At 60.5% G+C, this 18,050-nt stretch carries 17 protein-coding genes; 8 read left to right on the forward strand and 9 right to left on the reverse strand.

Going from position 1 to position 18,050, the window contains the following annotated elements; all coding sequences use genetic code 11:
* Positions 1-80 precede the first annotated feature (80 nt).
* Genes NDY25_RS16615 through NDY25_RS16625 form a run of 3 tightly spaced genes read right to left on the reverse strand, consistent with a single transcriptional unit; the run spans position 81 to position 2,438 of the window.
* A complete protein-coding gene (locus tag NDY25_RS16615; protein ID WP_168958929.1) occupies positions 81-530 on the reverse strand; it encodes a ubiquitination-like system serine protease family protein in 450 nt (149 codons plus the stop codon).
* A complete protein-coding gene (locus NDY25_RS16620) occupies positions 527-1,711 on the reverse strand; it encodes a ThiF family adenylyltransferase (protein WP_168958930.1) in 1,185 nt (394 codons plus the stop codon). The genes NDY25_RS16615 and NDY25_RS16620 overlap by 4 nt, the downstream gene beginning before the upstream one ends.
* Complete coding sequence (locus NDY25_RS16625; RefSeq protein WP_251756890.1) at positions 1,686-2,438, reverse strand: multiubiquitin domain-containing protein; 753 nt, start codon at positions 2,436-2,438, stop codon at positions 1,686-1,688. The genes NDY25_RS16620 and NDY25_RS16625 overlap by 26 nt, the downstream gene beginning before the upstream one ends.
* 90 nt (positions 2,439-2,528) lie before the next feature.
* Between NDY25_RS16625 and NDY25_RS16630 the strand changes: the two genes are divergently transcribed.
* Together NDY25_RS16630 and NDY25_RS16635 are read left to right on the forward strand one after the other, a co-directional pair.
* Positions 2,529-2,855 carry a helix-turn-helix domain-containing protein gene (locus NDY25_RS16630; protein WP_168958932.1) on the forward strand — a complete coding sequence of 109 codons (327 nt, stop codon included), beginning with the start codon at positions 2,529-2,531 and terminating at the stop codon, positions 2,853-2,855.
* 12 nt (positions 2,856-2,867) lie between these two features.
* Complete coding sequence (locus tag NDY25_RS16635) at positions 2,868-3,740, forward strand: ImmA/IrrE family metallo-endopeptidase (protein WP_256627577.1); 873 nt, start codon at positions 2,868-2,870, stop codon at positions 3,738-3,740.
* A 293-nt stretch (positions 3,741-4,033) separates the two neighbouring features.
* On the opposite strand, the gene NDY25_RS16640 is transcribed toward NDY25_RS16635, so the two are convergent.
* On the reverse strand, positions 4,034-5,248 hold the full coding sequence (locus NDY25_RS16640) for an MFS transporter (protein WP_168958934.1): 1,215 nt from the start codon (positions 5,246-5,248) through the stop codon (positions 4,034-4,036).
* Positions 5,245-6,438, reverse strand: coding sequence for a serine hydrolase domain-containing protein (locus NDY25_RS16645; protein ID WP_168958935.1), 1,194 nt, complete (start codon positions 6,436-6,438; stop codon positions 5,245-5,247). Before NDY25_RS16645 ends, NDY25_RS16640 begins: the two co-directional genes overlap by 4 nt.
* 113 nt (positions 6,439-6,551) lie before the next feature.
* On the opposite strand from NDY25_RS16645, the gene NDY25_RS16650 reads away from it, so the two are divergent.
* Complete coding sequence (locus tag NDY25_RS16650; protein WP_168958936.1) at positions 6,552-7,472, forward strand: LysR family transcriptional regulator; 921 nt, start codon at positions 6,552-6,554, stop codon at positions 7,470-7,472.
* Positions 7,473-7,570: 98 nt separating this feature from the next.
* A complete protein-coding gene (locus tag NDY25_RS16655) occupies positions 7,571-7,993 on the forward strand; it encodes a YqaA family protein (protein WP_168958937.1) in 423 nt (140 codons plus the stop codon).
* A 291-nt stretch (positions 7,994-8,284) separates the two neighbouring features.
* Here the strand turns inward: NDY25_RS16655 and NDY25_RS16660 are convergent, their stop codons facing one another.
* Positions 8,285-10,531: a methyl-accepting chemotaxis protein gene (locus tag NDY25_RS16660; protein WP_168958938.1), complete on the reverse strand. Its 2,247-nt coding sequence runs from the start codon at positions 10,529-10,531 to the stop codon at positions 8,285-8,287.
* A 452-nt stretch (positions 10,532-10,983) separates the two neighbouring features.
* On the opposite strand from NDY25_RS16660, the gene NDY25_RS16665 reads away from it, so the two are divergent.
* On the forward strand, positions 10,984-11,268 hold the full coding sequence (locus tag NDY25_RS16665; RefSeq protein ID WP_043889393.1) for a hypothetical protein: 285 nt from the start codon (positions 10,984-10,986) through the stop codon (positions 11,266-11,268).
* Here the strand turns inward: NDY25_RS16665 and NDY25_RS16670 are convergent.
* Together NDY25_RS16670 and NDY25_RS16675 are read right to left on the reverse strand one after the other, a co-directional pair.
* A complete protein-coding gene (locus NDY25_RS16670) occupies positions 11,265-11,534 on the reverse strand; it encodes a hypothetical protein (protein WP_168958939.1) in 270 nt (89 codons plus the stop codon). The genes NDY25_RS16665 and NDY25_RS16670 overlap by 4 nt on opposite strands.
* Before the next feature lie 163 nt (positions 11,535-11,697).
* Positions 11,698-12,885 (reverse strand): PI-PLC domain-containing protein, encoded by a 1,188-nt coding sequence (locus NDY25_RS16675; protein WP_168958940.1) that lies wholly within the window; start codon positions 12,883-12,885, stop codon positions 11,698-11,700.
* Positions 12,886-13,139: 254 nt separating this feature from the next.
* Between NDY25_RS16675 and NDY25_RS16680 the strand changes: the two genes are divergently transcribed.
* Positions 13,140-13,535 (forward strand): hypothetical protein, encoded by a 396-nt coding sequence (locus NDY25_RS16680; protein ID WP_168959001.1) that lies wholly within the window; start codon positions 13,140-13,142, stop codon positions 13,533-13,535.
* An 88-nt stretch (positions 13,536-13,623) separates the two neighbouring features.
* The gene (locus NDY25_RS16685) at positions 13,624-14,016 is read left to right on the forward strand and encodes an H-NS histone family protein (protein WP_055824272.1); all 393 of its coding nucleotides are present in this window, start codon (positions 13,624-13,626) and stop codon (positions 14,014-14,016) included.
* 356 nt (positions 14,017-14,372) lie between these two features.
* Here the strand turns inward: NDY25_RS16685 and glgX are convergent, their stop codons facing one another.
* A complete protein-coding gene (gene glgX, locus NDY25_RS16690; protein WP_168958942.1) occupies positions 14,373-16,505 on the reverse strand; it encodes a glycogen debranching protein GlgX in 2,133 nt (710 codons plus the stop codon).
* Between the two features lie 525 nt (positions 16,506-17,030).
* On the opposite strand from glgX, the gene rimK reads away from it, so the two are divergent.
* Positions 17,031-17,921: a 30S ribosomal protein S6--L-glutamate ligase gene (gene rimK / locus NDY25_RS16695; RefSeq protein ID WP_484608295.1), complete on the forward strand. Its 891-nt coding sequence runs from the start codon at positions 17,031-17,033 to the stop codon at positions 17,919-17,921.
* Positions 17,922-18,050: the final 129 nt, after the last annotated feature.

Consider the following 18,050-nt stretch of genomic DNA (forward strand, 5'->3'; position numbering starts at 1 on the left):
ACAAGCCGAGAGGGGGCTGAGAAGAAGTTGCGGTCATTGCTTGTATAACTCCGGTATGAGTGACTGAGCCATACGTATCCTCAATCGCCGAACCAGCGTTTGAGTCGGGATTTCCAGCCCGACGATTTCCCGTTCGGCTGAGGCGTTTGATTGGTCCCGGGGCTCTGCTGGGGTGCTGATATAGACTCAGAGCCGTAGTAGCGCTGTTTAGCGCGACGATCACGGTCGCGCCCTGCTTGGATTTCTTCTTGGGTCATATCGGAAGACCACTCCACGCGACCTTCGGTGATCCAGTAGTGAGATCGGCAGGGGAACTGCCAATTGCCAATCGATGGGCGCAGCGAGACGCCGACGCCGTCATAGATCAGCTTCCAATCGGTTGGCGAAAGATTGGAAATGACTTCCTTGCCGCAGCCGCAAGCGCAGGCATGCGCAGTGCAGGGGAAGCGCGTTGAGACATAGAGCACTCCCTCGTCCAATGGACGAGGGAAGCTTTCAATGAAGCGGTGCTGATAGTGGTCAACCTTCATGCGGCACCCAATGTCGAGGCCATTGAACTCGAATGCGTGGTGTAGGTCGTGAGGTAGCCGCCTTTCCGCGCGGAGTAGTAGCCGCAGCGTTTCTTCCAAGCCTCAATAGCCAGGATGGCGTTGAGGGCATTGAGTTCGCCAATCTGGGCATTGGTGTTGTAAAGGTCATCCTCACCGCCTTCGCCAAGCGGTAGCGTGGCTTTGGCGGCATCCCAGTTGTCCCCATCGAGCACCGTGGTGCGAACGACGGCGTAGACCTCGTTCGCAGCATTCAACTTCACGCCCATGCCAACATCGATCACGATCACCTGTGAACCGCCTAGTGTGTTGGCAATCAGCTCACGAACCGCTCCGCGATCCACGCAGACGAAGACGGTGTCGTAGTTCAGCAGCGCTCGGACATTGACCTCGGTGACCATGACCGCATGAGCTTGGATGCGCGTATGGATTTCGCCGTAGACCCGAGCCAGATAGTTGACCTTGTAGGGGGCTTCTTTCAGGACCGAGAAAGGGACCGCGCCCGGATAGCGAAAAGCATTGTGCTGTTCGATTCGGTCACCATCGAAGAGATCAAGGCAAGTCACAGGCGTTTTGCAGATGAGATCTAGAAGGTGTGCGCCCGTTCCACCCAGCCCGACGATCGCAATGCGCTGGCCTCGGAGCTTGGCGGTTGGCACTGAGAGCCCCGCGCGGGGTGAAGCGCTGTCCTCGTAGGCAAAGACCGACTGGGACTGATCGACAACTGAAATCGCTCCAGGTGTTGCCGTGGCACGGGGATCGATGGCTTGTGCGTGGACCAAAAGCATCTTGGCGTAGGTCGACACCTGCTCGTAATAGCCGGAGTAAAGACCACTCTTGGGCTTAGACGAGAAATAGTGATCAACCCAAAGCCCGGGCGCGCGCTCCATCCGGCTGCTGCTGTTGATGATCTTGTTCAGAGGCTGGCCGAACGAGTCACACGGCACTTGGCCAGCAAACCATGCGGTGTGGTCAGGTGCCGTTTGAGCAACATCCGCTGTGAGATGAAGCGCAATGACAAGCGTTCCGACTGCCACGGTCTTATCAACCGTGGCGTAAGCGATGCCCTTGACGAGCAGGTGGTTATCCCGGACGTCTAGGTCATATCCCTCGTCGCGAAGGCGTTGAAGTTCCGGACTACGACTTATCAGTGAGGACGACATAAAATTCCATCTCCTGCTTGATGTGGACGGTCTGGTGGTCAAGCAAATTACCTGCCGGGTTTTCAGCCGGGCCTTGCGCATACGACACGGTATAAGTGGTGTTGGTGTCTTGGGGACTTGCACCGGGGTGTTCCAAACGGACCACATCCCAGTAGGACAGAGTGCGCTTGTGAACGACTGCTTCCCGGGTGTTGACGAACACCTTGATGCTCAGCGGAGCCGTGAAGAAGCGCTCAATGCCGGGTTGGTCCAGATCGATGACGGCGTTCTCGGCGATCTGCTCGTCAGGCTTTTCACCCCGATGTTCAATCCACACATCCAGCTCTTCCGGGACGCGACCCACTTGGCGCAGGGTGGTCAGCATGAGGGGACCAGGCCAGGCGTAGCGGGTGTCATCGAGGATGAAATACTTCACGCCATCGGTCTTGGCTGCGAAGAACTGCGAAGGGGAGCCCGATGGCGGAATGGGGCAGAGTTCGTCCAGTTCAATGACACTGGTCGGGCCGTCTTCCGGCCAGAGCACCAACGCATGCTCAGTTTCGGGGCGCAGGCGCGCGGCAGTCAGGATTTGGCGGCCTGTGGGGGTAAGATCGGCAATCGGAAAGGCTTGACCGTTGACGACAACGGTAGAGAGGTCCGGAGGTTGGTGATGCTTGGCTTCAGTGTTCATGTTGCTGCTGTCCTGTATGGAAGGATGAAATCGTTCGATAAAACGAACGACGGGCATAGACTCCCTCTTCGCTGACTGTTCTGTCAAGTGGTATTTTTATGTTCGTTATACCGCTATAATGTGCGGCTAGCCGCGCCAGGAGTGCTTATGCCCTCGTTACTGGGTGAAAAAATTCGCGCCAAGAGGACCTCGATGGGTCTTAGTCTTGATGAATTGGCCAAGCGAACCGACACCAGCAAGGGTTACATCTGGGAGCTTGAGAATCGCGACAAGCCCAACCCGTCGATCGATAAGCTGAACAAGATCGCGGTGGCGTTGGGGCTGACGACCGAGTTCCTCCTGGGCACTCAGGACGAGAGTGTGGAAGCTTCTGTGGATGTGGCCGACCAGGCGTTCTTTCGTAACTACCAGGCGATGAGTCCTGTGGCGAAGGAGAAGCTCCGAAAGATGATGGAGATCCTCGACGGCGATTAGTGAGAGGTGTGCATGGACAAGCCAGCTACGGTTAAACGCCCAATGGCTGAGGCCAATCGATTGACGCAGATGCTTGATCTGGTCAGAGGACAAGACCGCTTTCCAGTGGATGTCCAAGAGCTGGCGCTCGAGTATTCGAATCAGTGCTTTGCCTCAGAGCGCATCGCTAAAATTGTGGCGATGGACATCCCAGGATTTGAGGGCATCCTCAAAGCCAGGAGTGATGGTCAGTGGGCGATTGGCTACAACAGCGAGCAATCGCCGGGTCGTGTCCGCTTCACGTTGGCGCACGAGTTCGGTCACTACATGTTGCATCGACAGCTGCAAAGTTCCTTCAAGTGCACATCAAAAGATGTCTACGATTGGGAGTCGATGGAGCGCAAGATAGAGACAGACGCCGATCTATTCGCGTCTTATCTGTTGATGCCATTGAACGACTTTCGCCAGCAGGTTCAGGACCATGCGGGTCAGATCGAAATGCTGCGACATTGCGCTGATCGCTATGGCGTGTCGATCATGGCAGCAGCCTTAAAGTGGATTGAGATTGCGCCCAAACGTGCCGTTGTGGTCGTGGTGCGGGATGGCTTTGTGCACTGGGCGAGATCGAACACTGCGGCGCGCAAGTCCGGCTTGGTTCTTGCGGCAAAGAAGAACCTCATTGAAGTGCCTGAGGGCTCCTTGCTCGCTCGGTCTGATGAGTCGGCCTCAGGGCTAATCCAAATGAAAAGTGCCAGGCTTTGGTTCCTCAAAGAGCCGCAGGACATGGAGCTTGTTGAGCATATCCATGTGGTGGAGGGGGCTGGCCTTACACGCTTGGGTTGTTGCTGCTTCCAGATGCCATACCGCTTTGGGAGCGTAGAGATGAAGATGGCGATGAAGGCTTAGCGCCCCTTTCCCACCCAACACGTTGGCGTTAAACGCTGGCCAATTTTGATGGGCTTCTTTAAGATCAGGGGTATCGTTTGAGGTATCGTTTTTGGGTCCCTTGTTCTGCCTGAAATTTAGGCGAATCAATGGGTTAGGGTGAGTTGGATTCTGTTCCCTTCGCCCGCTCCAGATGCAGCAAGCGTTTCGGCACATCTGCCCGCTCCGCAATCCTCAGTCCGCTCCGCAATTCGATGCGTCTTTAACTGCGCAAGCCGTGCTGCGCAGTGGCATCGGCTCCCTACTTCCAGCGTTTATGCCTGTCTTCCGACCGTAGCCGGCCGCGATGCGTCGCTGTCATCGTTTGACACCGCAAAGCCATGCCGCTTGGCCGTCCACGTCACCACCAGCGTTGCGGCAAGCAGCACCAGCAGTGCAGGCGGGAACGCGCCGACGCCGAGTTGATCGAGCAATACGCCGCCGAGAAGGCCACCGCCAGCGATGGCGGTATTCCACGCGGTCACCAACATGGATTGAGCGACATCGGCTTCGTCTCCGGCGGATTTGGCGAGCGCTGTCTGAAACAACGTCGCGCTGCCGCCGAAGGCAAGCCCCCAGACGCCGACTGCGATGTAGACGATCGCGGGAGACGTGCCGGCCAGGCCCAGTGCCAATGCCGAAACGCAGAACAGCAGCGTGCTGGTCAGCGTCAGAGCGCGTAGATGGCGGTCGATCAATACGCCCACGATCCAGATGCCGATCAGCGATGCGCCACCGAAGACCAGCAACACCAGATCGGTGCGCTGCGCCATGCCGGCCTCCGCCAGGAACGAGGCGATGTAGGTGTAGAGAATGTTGTGGGCCAACACGAAAGCCAGCACCACGAACAGCACCGGCCGAATGCCGGGCAACCTCACCACGTGCGCCAGACGTTGCTGCTTGCCTTGCCCCTGCCCGGCGAAATCCGGCACCTGCAGGCGCACCCAGAGCATCAGGATCACCGCCAGGACGCTCATGATGCCGAAGCACACACGCCAGCTCACCAGGCTGCCAAGGAACGCGCCGGCCGGCACGCCCAGCGACAACGCCAGCGGCGTGCCAACCATGGCGATCGCGATGGCGCGGCCTTTCTGATGCTCGGGCACCATGCGCGCCGCATAGCCGGCCAGCAACGCCCACAACAGTCCCGCCGAGACGCCTGCCAGAAAGCGCGCCACCATCGTCAGCGCATAGCTGCTGGACAGCGTGGTGATCGTGTTGGCGATGGCGAAGCCGGCGATGGCCGCCAGCAGCAGCGGGCGACGGGCAATGCCCTGGGTGGCGATCGTCAATGGTATCGCTGCCAACAAGGAACCGAGCGCATAGATGGTGACGGTCTGACCGACCCAGGCTTCGGAGACGGCCAGGCCATCTGCCATCTGCGGCAGCAGACCCGCGGGCAGCGCTTCGGTGAGGATGGTGATAAAGGCGGCCATGGCAAGCGCGAGCAAGGGTGCCAGTGGCAAGCGGTCTTTCGCAGTCGAGTTCATTGCCTTGCTTCCACAGTGGCATACACCGCATCGCGCAGATCGGTGACGAAGCTACCCGACATGCCTTCGTACAAGGTGTTGGTGAAGGCGACCACGCTCAGGCCTAGCGCCCGGTCAACAAACCACGAGTGGCCATATGCACCACCCCAGCGCCAGGTGCCCGTAGATTCCGGCGATGCGGCGAGCGCCGGGTCGCGCAAGACCGAGAACCCCAGCCCGAAGCCAAGCCCTGGCAGATCCTGCAGCGCAGCGCCTGCGGTCTGATCGCTCGCCATCTCCTCGATCAACGGGCTAGGCAGCAGCTCGCCATCGCCACCGCGCAAGGCTTCGAGCAGACGCAGAAAGTCTTCGGCGGTGCCCACCATGCCGGCGCCGCCAGAGGCAAATGCCTGCGGATCGAAGATGCGGGCGGGGCTGTAACGGATGCCGATCGCGCCTTCGAAGGCCGAGACGGTTTCTGCTTCTGCCAGGCGATGCGGCTGCGGCGCTGCGTTGACGTAGGCGGTCGCCACACGCTGCGTTTCGGAGGTGGCGAAATCGGTGTCCGCCATGCCCAGTGGTCCGGTCACCAATGCGCGCACCGCGTCGTTCAACGGGGCACCGTACACACGCGCAATCAACGCACCGAGCACGTCGGTTGCCAGCGAGTAGCCCCAGGCCGTGCCTGGCGCATAAAGCAGCGGCACGCTGGCAATGCGGCGCAGGTTTTCTTCCAGAGTGATGCCAGCGGCATCCATGCCGTCCGAGACGCCGGCGACTGCATAAGGACCATTGGCGTCTGCTTCAAGAAAGCGATAGCCCAGGCCGGCGGTATGGCTGAGCAGTTGGCGCGCCGTGATGCGTGCAGGGCGGCCATCGCCCAGTCGTGGCTGGAACTCGGGCAACCAGCGATCGATGCCTGCATCCAGGTCCAGGTGCCCTTGCGCGACCAGCACCAGCGCAGCGATTGAAATGATGGGTTTGCTGACCGATGACAGACGAAAGAGCGCATCCACGCGCATCGCGCGACGGCTTTCCCGGTCTGTCCAGCCAGCGGCCTGCCGGTGGATCAGCTCCCCATTGCGGGCGACCAGGATGACCGCTCCCACCAGACGTCGATCGTCCAGGGCGTGCTGAACGACCGCCTGGATGTTGCTGGCCAGCAGTGCGGGCGACATAGCGATGCGCGGCGGAGAGAGGGACAGTGTCATAAGTGTGGTTGATCGAGAGACAGTGCAGGCAGGGTAGACAGCCTTGGATTAAAGAAAAACTGGGGTAGAGTTCCGCGTTGTGCGGAACTAAACGTCCGCAATGGAGACGTGTGGTGGAAAGCCTGAGCGGGTTCGTGGTGTTCGTGCAGGTTGCCGAAACGCGCAGCTTCGTCGCGGCTGGCCGGTTGTTGGGCGTGTCGGCGTCTGCGGTCGGCAAACGCGTGGTGCGTCTGGAAGAAAAACTCGGCGTGCGGCTGTTTCATCGCAGTACGCGCAGCGTCACGCTGACAGCCGAAGGCACGTTGTTCCTGGAGCGTAGCCGCCGCATCCTCGCCGAGATCGAAGCAGCAGAACTGGAACTTTCGCAAGCCACCGCCGCGCCGCGCGGGCGCTTGCGGGTGAGCCTGCCGCTGGTCAGTGCGTTGGTATTGCCGGTGCTGGGTGACTTCATGCGCCACTATCCCGAGATCGAGCTGGATCTGGACTTCAGCGACCGGATGGTCGATGTGATCGAGGAAGGGTTCGATGCGGTGGTGAGAACCGGCGAGCCGAGCGATTCGCGCCTTTCGGCCAGGCGTCTCGGTGGCTTCCAGATGATGCTGGTGGCTGCGCCTGAGTATCTCGCGCAGCGCGGCACTCCGCGTGTGCCGGTCGATCTGCTGCAGCATGCCTGCCTGCATTACCGTTATCCCAACTCGGGAAAACTGGAAACCTGGCCGCTGCATACGCGGCGCAACAGCGGCGAACTGGTGCTTCCCACCTCGATGATCTGCAACAACATCGAAACGCGGGTGTGCTTCGCAGTGCAAGGACTCGGAATAGCCTGCCTGCCGGATTTCGCTATCCGCGACCTGCTGGCAGACGGGCGCCTGCTTCCCGTGTTGGCCGAGCACGTGCGGCGCAGCGGCGCGTTCCACGTGCTTTGGCCGGCAAGCAAGCATCCTTCGCCGAAGGTGCGGGCATTTGTCGACTTTCTGTGCGCAAGAGTGTTTCCTGACAACCAGAGTAAGCGGCGAAAGCCGGTCAAGCGATAACGCCGCGCCATGTCGCATTGGCGTCGGTTGTGGCGCAGATGTTGCGCCGGATGCATCGCCCAACCTCCTGCACCATCACAACACGCGCAACGTAGCCAATGACGTATCTCTCGCTTTTCGCGCTTGCGCTTATCGCAGCCACCTTGCTCCCTGCGCAGTCGGAGACGGCATTGGTGGCGCTGCTGTTGCGCGGCGATTCTGCGTTGGGGCTCGTGGCTGCTGCGAGCATCGGCAACGTGCTCGGCTCGCTGATCAACTGGTGGCTTGGGCGCGAGGCGTTGCGCTTTCAGGCAAAGCGCTGGTTTCCGATCAACGCTGCTGCATTGCTGCGCGCCCAGGCGTGGTATGGCAAATACGGAAAATGGTCGCTGCTGCTGAGTTGGATGCCGATCGTCGGCGACCCGTTGACGCTTGCGGCGGGGGTGATGCGCGAGCCGCTGCGCGTGTTCCTGCCGCTGGTTGCGATCGCCAAGACCACCCGTTACGCCTTGCTCGCATGGGCGACGCTGAGTATTGCGTAGATAGCGCAACATCTGAGCATCGAGCGACTCGCGAGCGCGTTATGAATTTCAAGCGTGGGGCGATTATGTAGACGCATGGCGCCTGGTAAGCCGCATTCCAACGATCACTTCCACCAGGCATGATCCTTTGCAGTTGCCAGGCGCTGAGGTAGGCGCTCGGTCGCCTACCAGTTGGGAGCGCGTCCAATGAAGACGATCAGGCGCATGGACAACCTGCACGTACATGCCTGGACGTGCCTTGATGAAGCAAAAAAAACCCGGCATTGCCGGGTCTTTGAATGCGGTCGAGGCTTAGAATTCCTGCCAGTTGCTCCCGTCACTGGAAGCAGTGGTAGCCAGTTTTTTCGGTGCAGACGCTTTGCGGGTAGCGGCTTTGACCGGTGCTGCTGTTCGGCCGCTGACCAGGCTGAGCTTTGATGATGCGGTTGGTGCCGAACGCGCGCTGTGCGTGCTCGTCTGCGCAATCTTGAACACCGCAACCGCTTCGGTGAGCTGGCCGGCCTGTTCTTCCATCGAACGCGCCGCCGCAGTGGCTTCTTCCACCAGTGCCGCATTTTGCTGGGTGGTCTCATCCATTTGCGTGACCGTGATGTTGACCTGCTCGATGCCGACCGACTGTTCCTGCGAGGCTGCAGAGATCTCACCCATGATGTCGGTCACGCGCTGCACGCTGGCCACAAGCTCGGCCATGGTGTTGCCGGCGGTGTGCACCAGGGTGGAGCCCTCGGTAACGCGCTGTACCGAGTCGTCGATCAAGCCCTTGATCTCCTTCGCAGCTGCGGTTGAGCGCTGAGCGAGCGTGCGCACTTCCGAGGCAACCACGGCAAAGCCACGGCCCTGTTCGCCGGCGCGCGCGGCTTCCACGGCCGCGTTCAACGCCAGGATGTTGGTCTGGAACGAGATGCCGTCGATGACGCTGATGATGTCGGCGATCTTCCTGGACGAGGCTTCGATCCCGGCCATGGTGCCCACGACCTTGCTCACGATCTCGCCGCCTTGCGAGGCCACGCTTGCCGCACCGATCGCCAGCTGATTGGCCTGGCGTGCATGCTCGGCGTTCTGGCGAACGGTGGAGGTGAGCTCTTCCATCGAGGCGGCGGTTTCTTCCAGGTTGGCCGCCTGCTGCTCGGTGCGGTGCGACAGATCCTGATTGCCCGCGGCGATTTCGCTTGCAGCCGAGTTGATGGAGATTGCCGAGTGCTGAATGCGTCCGACGATTTCCGCCAGCTGCGCGGCGGTGGTATTGGCGTCGTCGCGCATATGCGCGAACACGCCCTTGAACTCGCCGCTCATGCGCGCCGTGAGGTCGCCCGCTGCGATGGATTGCAGCAATGCAGACAGCGATTGCAGGTTGCCGTCTGCGGTGGCCATCAGATGATTGAGGCTGGTGACCATGGTGCGGAAATCATGCTGGAAGCGCTCGGTGTCGCCACGCACGCTGAAGTCCCCGGCTGCCGCTGCCGAAGCCAGGCGGCTGATTTCCTGATTGATCGCTTGCAGATTCTGTTTGACCTGATTCATCGTCTCGGTGACCACCGCCTTCTCGCCCGGCAGCCGATCCATCTCATCGGACAGATCGCCGATGGCGTAGCGCCCGATGATCTGTGTCAGGCGCATCGTCATGGCGATATGCGAACTGGCCAGGGCGTTGGCATCGCGCACCATGTGACCGAACTCGCCAGGAAATGCGTTTTCGTCCATGCGGTAGCTGATCTCGCCAGCATCGTGCCGGCGTGCCATTTCCAGCTGCGCGGCGATGACGCCTTGCAGGCGATCGCGGATGCGATAGACCGCACTGGCCAACTGCACGGTTTCGTCCTTGCCGGTGATCTTGATATCGACGTCCAGCACGCCGCGCGACAACTGCTCGACGGCGGCAACCGCCCGCTGGATCGAGCGTGAAATCGCGTTACCCAGTAACACTGCAATGCTCACGCCGGCCAACGCGATCAACCCCAGCGCGATCGCCGACAAGGTGATCGCGCGCGTGTTGGTGGCCTGTTGCTGCTGATAGCGCAGCTTGGCAGAGGCGGCCAGTTCGTCACGCAAGGTGGCAAGCCCGGCAAAGGTGGCGTTGGCGTTGTCCTTGACCTGGGTGCGATTGACTTCCGCGCCGCCGGCGATATCGCCTGCTTCGATCAACTCGATCTGGCGCTGCATCCCCGCTTGCATCAGCGCATAGCTTGCCGTGATCTTTTGCAGCTGGGCGGTGTGCTCGGCTTCCTGGCTCAGCAACTGTTTGAGTTCCACGATGCTGGCCGCGACTTGCGTGAAGCGCGTTTGGTTTTCCTGCTTCCATTGTGCGATCAGCTCGGGCGTGCCGATGGCGATCATGCGCAGGATGTTGATATCCACCCGGGTCAGCTGACCGTCGATGCTGCTGGCAAGCGCAGAGCCGGTGAAATCGCGATTGTAGAGCGTGCCGACATTATTCTTGGAGGTGTGCAGGCTGTTCAGCAGGAACAGACACAGCAGGATGCTCGGAATCAGCGTTCCCAACAATGCCAATATAAATTTGCTCTTGATCGTGGATAGCATGCTGGGACCTGGGGAAGAAGCGGAGGAGTAGGGAGGAGCCGGCGAGTGACTGGCCTGCCTGAGCAACCTCAGGCGTTGTCGCCAACGTCGGCCGGCTTGCCTGGTTCGCTAGCGCTTGCCGAGGTGTCTCAATCCGTTATCGGCAGATTTCACAAAATCTTGACTCGATGACGAGCTCAGTAATTCGTTCCGTCAGGCCGGGCATCGGTTTTGGTGGCGGCAAGTTCGCAGCTGAGGTCTTTCATCGAGTCGAAAGCCGTCTCGGCTGCGAGTGAAAGCGATCTTGCCAACGCACTGTCGGCAGCGCTCGGTGATGAAAAGCATCGCTTCAGAGGTTCGCTCAAAACCTCCGCCATACGGTTCAGTAATGTCTTGGCGAATCTTGCGCGCAGCCGGTACAAACCCGTGCATTGCGGATAGCCTGTGCATCTTGAAAGGGATCGCGTGCGGAAATGACGGAGCAGTTGACCGAGCAATGGATGACGGCAGTGACCGATGCGCTGAGCGAATTGCAGGCATCAAGAGTCGCGCAAGGGGCGATGCTGGAAGCAATGCTTGCTTCGCATCCCGAACCGGCCTTGCTCAGACTGTGCTGGGATCGCCTGGCGGCATCGCTGATTGCCACAGTGGCGCAACGCAAAGCGTCGTCGACAGTGGAAAAACCCATTGAGTCACACACGTTGGAGCAACTCGCCTTCTGGAACGAGCGGCTCACCCGGTGCTTCCCGCCTGCTTAGGCGGCGGCTACTGCAAGTCGGCCCTGATCGAGGCAATGCGCATCGAAGCGCACGTGCCCATCGCTGGAGACCTCGCACATCGCCATCCACTGCCTGGCGTGATCATGCGCGGCGATGCGGTCGGCGAACGCATCGCCCGGCACACGGTATCGCTGCAAGGTAATGCCGCCAGATTTGCTGAGCAGCAGTTCAGCCGAAAACTGCCCTTCGCCGGGCGTGACATGCGCGGTGAGCTGATAGTCGCCCACGTGCCGAATCGATGACATTCCCAATCGTGATCCTCCTTGACCTTGGTTAATTAGCGCTTTTGGCGTCCATGGCTGCGGGCCGACGCCGATGGTCCATCAGCCTGCAGGCCGCCGATTGTGCCAGAAAACACCTTGCATCGCTGTCGGGAACCACGAGCGGGGTTGTAAGGAGATTCCTCCACTACAACAACGGCACCCGCTTGGCGAAGCGCTGCGCACCGACCAGTGCCCAGGCGTGGTCGCTGATCTTGTTGGTCGCGATCACGCAACAGCCGCTGTCGAGACAGTCGTTCCAGTTGTCTTCGCTATTGGCTAGATACGCACGGATGATGACCTCGGGTCTGCCGACGCAGGCCTTGAATGTCTTCATCCATTGATCGCGATCAGAATGGAAGATGTGGAAGTTGAAAAAGACCCGGTGAGGATCCGAGGGATTCTCGTCGGCATCAGTGTCTTTGTCGGCGAAGCATAGCCGCGATTTCGGCACGGTCTCCGCATAGGTCTGCTTGTCCTGTTTGTTGCCGGTCACGCAGACAAGAAACGTGTTCTTCAAGTCTTCAATGAAGGGCCAGCCATTCCTTTCGGCGCCAAGTGCCAGCGTCTCTTGTGACCCCATCAGTTCGCCAGGTGTATAGATGCGCGGCAGCCTGTCCTTGAGATACGCATCCAGTTGATCAGGGAAGTCTTTGGTCGCAGTGTGTTTGAGGTCCAGGTGCAAGGTGATCACGTCGTGGCCGTCATTTTCTTTCGACCACACCGCCAGGTCGCTCAAAAAGCCGGAGAGCTGACGGTAGTGCTTATCGTAGGAACCCTTGTGGCCAACCGACCAATCCAGACCATCGTCGGATTGGGCGATATCCAGTTCCAACCCGCCACAACCGCAGTCGTAGTGATTTTTCGGGTTCCAGGTGATCTGCTCGCGCAGGGTTTCGTCGCGCTGATAGCTGTTGTGCGAGGCCTTCATGGAGACGTCGTTGTAACGCAACCGGCCGATGCTCACATCCACCAGGGTGACGTCGATCCGTCTCAGATCCTCGTCGCCGGGCGAGCTGCGATGGCCCACTGCCGCAATCTGCAGATTGGCCGTTTTCGATGTGCCGGCCAGGCCGCTGCCGTCCTGCGGGTCCTTGATGCTGTTGATGTTGAGCGTCGCGATGACAGTGGAGGTCGCGCTATCGATGAGGTCGATGTCCAACTCACCATGGTGGGCGGTCTTGGCCTTCACGGTATAGGTCTGTTTCGAGTCTGCTTCGATGGTTTTGCCATCGATGGAGTCGCCGTCGCCTTCCACCCAGTAATTCCGGGTTACTTGGGTGACGATGGTGTAGCTGGAGCGGTTGTCGATTGTGACCGTGGCCGGGCTGGACATGGGAATCTCCACCGTGACGCTGGGACGGTCGACTCTACGCATGAATCGGCCTCGATGTCGGTGCTGGCTTTTGGTAATCGATCGCTAGAAGACGCCTGTTTAGGCATACATCGAAATGACATCGATTGCAAAAATTAACATACTGAAAAACCCCGATAGCACGCTTCGTGATTTCCTTGCTCATGGTCAGGAACCTCCTGATTGAGCGCATCGCCGATGGTGGTCATAGTTGTGGCCATGATCGAGCGAGCACCATGACCACGACACATCCTCAACTCATCGGCGCACTTCTCAAGGGCATGCGCCGCGCCGAGTCCGCACATGCCGCATCGGTTGCATACAGCGCCGGCATCGCCCGGCAGATGAATAGCGGCTACGGCACGCCGGCCGATGCTGACCGGGTGCTGGAGATGTTCGCGCTCGACCCGGAACAGATTCGAGAGCTGGGCCTGGTGGGGGTGGAGGAGCTGGGCGAGACGGTGTGCCACGCCTGGTCGATCAATGCCGGGGAGCCGGAGCGGGTGATGCAGTGGTTTGCCGCGCCCAGGGTCGAGTTCGTGGGCAAGCACTGCAGTGAGTTGATCCGTGCCGGGCGGATCGGGCCGGTGCTGAGCATGGCCCGGGAGCATGCTCTGCTGCGCCCTCGCTGACCGCTTCCAGACTCGCGTAGGCCACAGCGCTTTACGCTAGCCGGCGCAACGGCAATACTCGTTGATCCGCCCAACCTCAGTTTTGCCAATGCGCCAGGTTCCGCCTGCTTCACCCTCCGCCGCCGCCAAAGCCCAATTGCTGGAAGAGCTGCGTAAGCTCGAACAGGAAGAAGCCCAGCTGAAATATGCCCAGACGCTGGAAGCCTTCGATCAGGTCGTCGAAGTGCTGACCCAGTTTGGTGGCCGCTTCAACGCAAAACAGAAAAGCCAGATCGCGTCCCTCGCAATGACCGGCAAGTCCAAGGGCCCGCTATCGTCCACCGGCGAAGTGGTGGCCAAGTACTGGATCCCGCATTCCGGCGAGACCTGGTCCGGGCGTGGTCGCACCCCGCGCGCCTTCAAGGCCTGGGAAGGCACCAGCTCGTACAAGGAATGGAAAGCCAATCATCCGGACAAGCGGTTTCCGCTCTATCCAGGTTGAAGCTCTGTTCCAGCTTGAGCGCTGTCTGAATTTGTCTGTTTTTTCGATAAAAGCTTGTTAGTCGTTGCAATGATTGATTGAATTTTGCTGCGCCGAAGTTTGGCCGCTTTGTTTAAATTGCCAAAAGAGAGCAGGTCACCGAATTCTCGCGTGCCTTCATCAAACTGCCGTCGCGGTATCAGCAGGACTGAGAGCGGCTGACAAAACGTAGCAGTAGTTTTGTCGGTCGTTCTGAAAGTTCGCCAGCCATTTGGATCCTGGCATCATTGATATGGCGGGTTTCTAAAGCGCACAAAAAAGCTCGCTGTCTGCCAGATGTCAGCAGACAGCGAGCGTGTGTCACCTCTTGAACAACGTTATTGGTCGCTCTTGCACTCGAACACCGACACGCTGCGTGGTGGTGCCAGGAACTCGCTGGCGCCGGCCGGCATCATGTCCACTTCCAATGCTTCGTCGGTGGAGAGCACCAGCTTCCAGTGCACCGGTTCATCGGACGAGGGCAGGGTGAAGGTCACCCCTTCGTGGTAAGCATTGATGACGATCAGCAAGGTGTCGTCGTTGGCCAGTTCCTTGACGCCCGAGGTCTGCGCCTTGCCTTCCAGCAGCAAACCCACCGAGCGTGCACCGGCATCGGTCCAATGCGCGTCGTCCATCTCGGTGCCGCCGGGATTGAGCCAGGTCAGATCGCGCAGGCCGGCCTCTTCGTTGTACTGGCCATTGAGAAAGCGACCGCGCGACAGGATCGGGTAGCGCCTACGCAAGCCGGTAAGCGCCTTGACGAATTCGGTCAAACGGCCATCGGTCGGGTCGTTTTCCCAATCCAGCCAGGTGATCTCGTTGTCCTGGCAATAGGTATTGTTATTGCCGCCTTGCGACTGTGCGCGCTCGTCGCCGCTCAACAGCATCGGCGTGCCTTGCGAGAGCAGCAAGGTGGCGAGCAGGTTTTTCATTTGGCGCTCGCGGATCTGCAGGATCTCGGCGTTGTCGGTATCGCCTTCTTCGCCGTAGTTGCACGAGCCATCGTTGGACGAACCGTCGCGATTGTCCTCGCCGTTGGCGATGTTGTGCTTCTCGTTGTAGCTCACCAGATCGCGCAGAGTGAAACCGTCATGCGCAGTGATGAAGTTGACCGACGCCCATGGGCGGCGACCGCGCCGATCGAACAGATCGGCCGAGCCGGTAAAGCGGGTGGCAAACTCGGCGAGCTTGCCGTCTTCGCCCTTCCAGAACTCGCGCGCATTGTCGCGGAACTTGTCGTTCCACTCCGACCAACCCGGCGGGAAATGACCCACCTGATAGCCACCGGGGCCGCAATCCCACGGCTCGGCAATCAGCTTCACTTCCGTCAGCAACGGGTCCTGGTTGCAGGCATCCAGGAAGCCGCCACGCTGATCGAAGCCGCTCGGCTCGCGCCCCAGGATGGTCGCCAGGTCGAAGCGGAATCCGTCCACATGCATCTCGCCGGCCCAATAGCGCAGCGAGTCATTGACCATCTGGATCACCCGCGAATTGCTTAGATTCAGCGTGTTACCGGTGCCGGTGTCGTTGATGTAATAACGCTTGTCTTCGGCAAGGCGATAGTAACTGGCGTTGTCGATGCCCTTGAACGACAGCGTCGGGCCCAGCTCGCTACCTTCGGCGGTGTGGTTGTAGACCACGTCCAGAATCACTTCCAGACCCTGCTTGTGCATGGCCTTGACCATGTCGCGGAATTCATCGCGATGCCCGCTGGCCAGATAGCGCGATTTCAGTGCGAAAAAGCCGATGGTGTTGTAGCCCCAGTAGTTGCGCAGGTCCTTGTCCAGCAGATGCTGGTCGTCCAGATACGCATGCACCGGCAACAACTCGACGGCAGTGACGCCAAGGTCCTTGATGTATTGCAGCACCTGCGGCTGCGCCAGGCCGGCAAACGTACCGCGCACCGCCTCCGGCACCTGCGGGTTGCGCATGGTGTAGCCACGCACGTGGGTTTCGTAGATCACCGTTTCGTTCCACGGCTTGAGCAGGCGTGCGTCGTCTTCCCAGTCGTAGGTGTCTTCGACCACCACGCACTTGGGCATGAAGGGCGCACTGTCGCGCTCGTCGAAGCTCAGGTCGCCATCCGGGTGACCCACGGTGTAGCCGTAGAGTTCGTCCGCCCAGACCAGATCGCCATCCAGCTCGCGCGCATAGGGATCCATCAGCAACTTGTTGTGGTTGAAGCGATGCCCCTCGGTCGGCGCGTACGGGCCATGCACGCGGTAGCCGTAGCGCTGGCCCGGTTTGACGTCGGGCAGATAGCCGTGCCAGATCTCGTTGGTGTATTCGGGCAGATCGACCCGCGTCTCGGTGCCTTGTTCGTCGAACAGGCACAGCTCCACGCGCGTGGCATGCGCAGAAAACAGCGCGAAATTGGTGCCTGTTCCATCGAAGAGCGTGCCACGCGGGAACGGGCGTCCCTGGCGGATGCGGGAGGGGTTGGCATAGGCCGCGCTTGCTGGACGTCGCATTGAGAGTCTCGGGTGCGCCGGCATGCCGGCATTAGGGGACTCAAGCATTGCGGTTTTGCCTGTGCAAAAGGCGTCACGGCCACAGGGGCATGGCGTGAGGGCGACATGCGCCAGCCGCTGTGCTTGCGTGATCGTCGCGCAACGTGGCTGAAGTGGATGCCCACGCTGCATAGCGCTGCGCTGCCTTGGGTTGAATTGCAGTGGGGTTATGTTGGCTGGCGTAATCAGGCTGGAAGATGCATGCGTGCAACATCCCGCGCAACGCATGCACACGCATTGCTTGAGCGCTGCGCAGCGCCCCTGCTAGCATCCAGACCAGTGAAGTTGCGCAATGCATGCGCCGCTTCCATCGATCACCGCGTCGCTTTCGCCTTTCCCTCCTCGGGGCCGTCGCACACCAGTTGGATCGAAGCGTGCAGGGCGGGGTTGCAGCCCGCACGCGCGATCGACCGGCAGACGTACGGACTTGGGTCACTTCGTCACTAGACTCCGACCATGTCCAGGCCGCGCCGCGCACCCTCCGCGATGAAAATCGCCATCCTTTCCCGCAACAGCAAGCTGTATTCGACCCGCCGGCTCATCGAGGCCGGGCGCAAGCGTGGGCACACGGTGCGCATCCTCGACCCGCTGCGCTGCTACATGCGCATCGCTGCCGATGGCTTCAGCCTGCACTACAAGGGCAAGCCGATCACCGGATTCGACGCAGTGATTCCGCGCATCGGTGCCTCGGTCACGCGCTATGCCACGGCGGTGTTGCGCCAGCTCGAATTCATGGGCAGCTACACGCCCAATCCTTCGGACGCCATCCTGCGCTCGCGCGACAAGCTGCGCGCGCATCAACTGCTGGCCGCGCAAGGCATCGATATGCCGGTGACCGTGTTCGGCGACAACCCGGACGACACCCAGGACCTGCTGTCCATGCTCGGCCCGCCGCCGCACGTGGTGAAGTTGAACGAGGGCACCCAGGGCGCCGGAGTGATCCTCACCGAGAAGGCCAGCGCCTCGCGCGGCGTGGTCGAAGCCTTGCGCGGGCTGTACGCCAACTTCATCGTGCAGGAATTCATCGGCGAGGCCGAGGGCGCCGACCTGCGCTGTTTCGTGGTCGGCGACAGGGTGGTCGCCTCCATGCGCCGCCAGGCCGCCGAGGGCGACTTCCGCTCCAACCTGCACCTGGGCGGCACCGCCGCAGTGGCGCAAGCCACCCCGCAGGAGCAGGAAGTGGCGGTGCGCTCGGCGCGCGCGCTGGGGCTGGCGGTGGCCGGGGTGGACCTGATCCGCTCCAACCGCGGCCCGCTGGTGCTGGAGGTCAATTCGACCCCCGGCCTGGAAGGCGTAGAGGGCGTCTGCGGCGTGGACGTGGCCGCCGCGATCATCGAGCACCTGGAAATCGAGCACCTGGACCAGGCCGCCCGTTGATCGGAGCGTTAACATTTTATCGAAAAAATAACGAAACCCTAATCCTTGCCCCGCTAGCCTCTCCCGACCGTAGCTCCGCTCTCGGCAGTGACGGTGATCGGGATGCATTTTTGGCCCGGGTGCTTAGCG

The sequence above is a fragment of the Xanthomonas hortorum pv. pelargonii genome (genome assembly GCF_024499015.1).
Taxonomy (GTDB): domain Bacteria; phylum Pseudomonadota; class Gammaproteobacteria; order Xanthomonadales; family Xanthomonadaceae; genus Xanthomonas; species Xanthomonas hortorum_B.

Coding starts and splice junctions, on each gene's coding strand:
- NDY25_RS16685 (WP_055824272.1), top strand. CDS start 13,624: ATGCGCCAGGTTCCGCCTGCTTCACCCTCCGCCGCCGCCAAAGCCCAA.
- NDY25_RS16680 (WP_168959001.1), top strand. CDS start 13,140: ATGACCACGACACATCCTCAACTCATCGGCGCACTTCTCAAGGGCATG.
- NDY25_RS16625 (WP_251756890.1), bottom strand. CDS start 2,438: ATGCCCGTCGTTCGTTTTATCGAACGATTTCATCCTTCCATACAGGAC.
- glgX (WP_168958942.1), bottom strand. CDS start 16,505: ATGCGACGTCCAGCAAGCGCGGCCTATGCCAACCCCTCCCGCATCCGC.
- NDY25_RS16665 (WP_043889393.1), top strand. CDS start 10,984: ATGACGGAGCAGTTGACCGAGCAATGGATGACGGCAGTGACCGATGCG.
- NDY25_RS16675 (WP_168958940.1), bottom strand. CDS start 12,885: ATGTCCAGCCCGGCCACGGTCACAATCGACAACCGCTCCAGCTACACC.
- NDY25_RS16635 (WP_256627577.1), top strand. CDS start 2,868: ATGGACAAGCCAGCTACGGTTAAACGCCCAATGGCTGAGGCCAATCGA.
- NDY25_RS16670 (WP_168958939.1), bottom strand. CDS start 11,534: ATGTCATCGATTCGGCACGTGGGCGACTATCAGCTCACCGCGCATGTC.
- NDY25_RS16660 (WP_168958938.1), bottom strand. CDS start 10,531: ATGCTATCCACGATCAAGAGCAAATTTATATTGGCATTGTTGGGAACG.
- NDY25_RS16645 (WP_168958935.1), bottom strand. CDS start 6,438: ATGACACTGTCCCTCTCTCCGCCGCGCATCGCTATGTCGCCCGCACTG.
- NDY25_RS16620 (WP_168958930.1), bottom strand. CDS start 1,711: ATGTCGTCCTCACTGATAAGTCGTAGTCCGGAACTTCAACGCCTTCGC.
- NDY25_RS16615 (WP_168958929.1), bottom strand. CDS start 530: ATGAAGGTTGACCACTATCAGCACCGCTTCATTGAAAGCTTCCCTCGT.
- rimK (WP_484608295.1), top strand. CDS start 17,031: ATGAAAATCGCCATCCTTTCCCGCAACAGCAAGCTGTATTCGACCCGC.
- NDY25_RS16655 (WP_168958937.1), top strand. CDS start 7,571: ATGACGTATCTCTCGCTTTTCGCGCTTGCGCTTATCGCAGCCACCTTG.
- NDY25_RS16630 (WP_168958932.1), top strand. CDS start 2,529: ATGCCCTCGTTACTGGGTGAAAAAATTCGCGCCAAGAGGACCTCGATG.
- NDY25_RS16640 (WP_168958934.1), bottom strand. CDS start 5,248: ATGAACTCGACTGCGAAAGACCGCTTGCCACTGGCACCCTTGCTCGCG.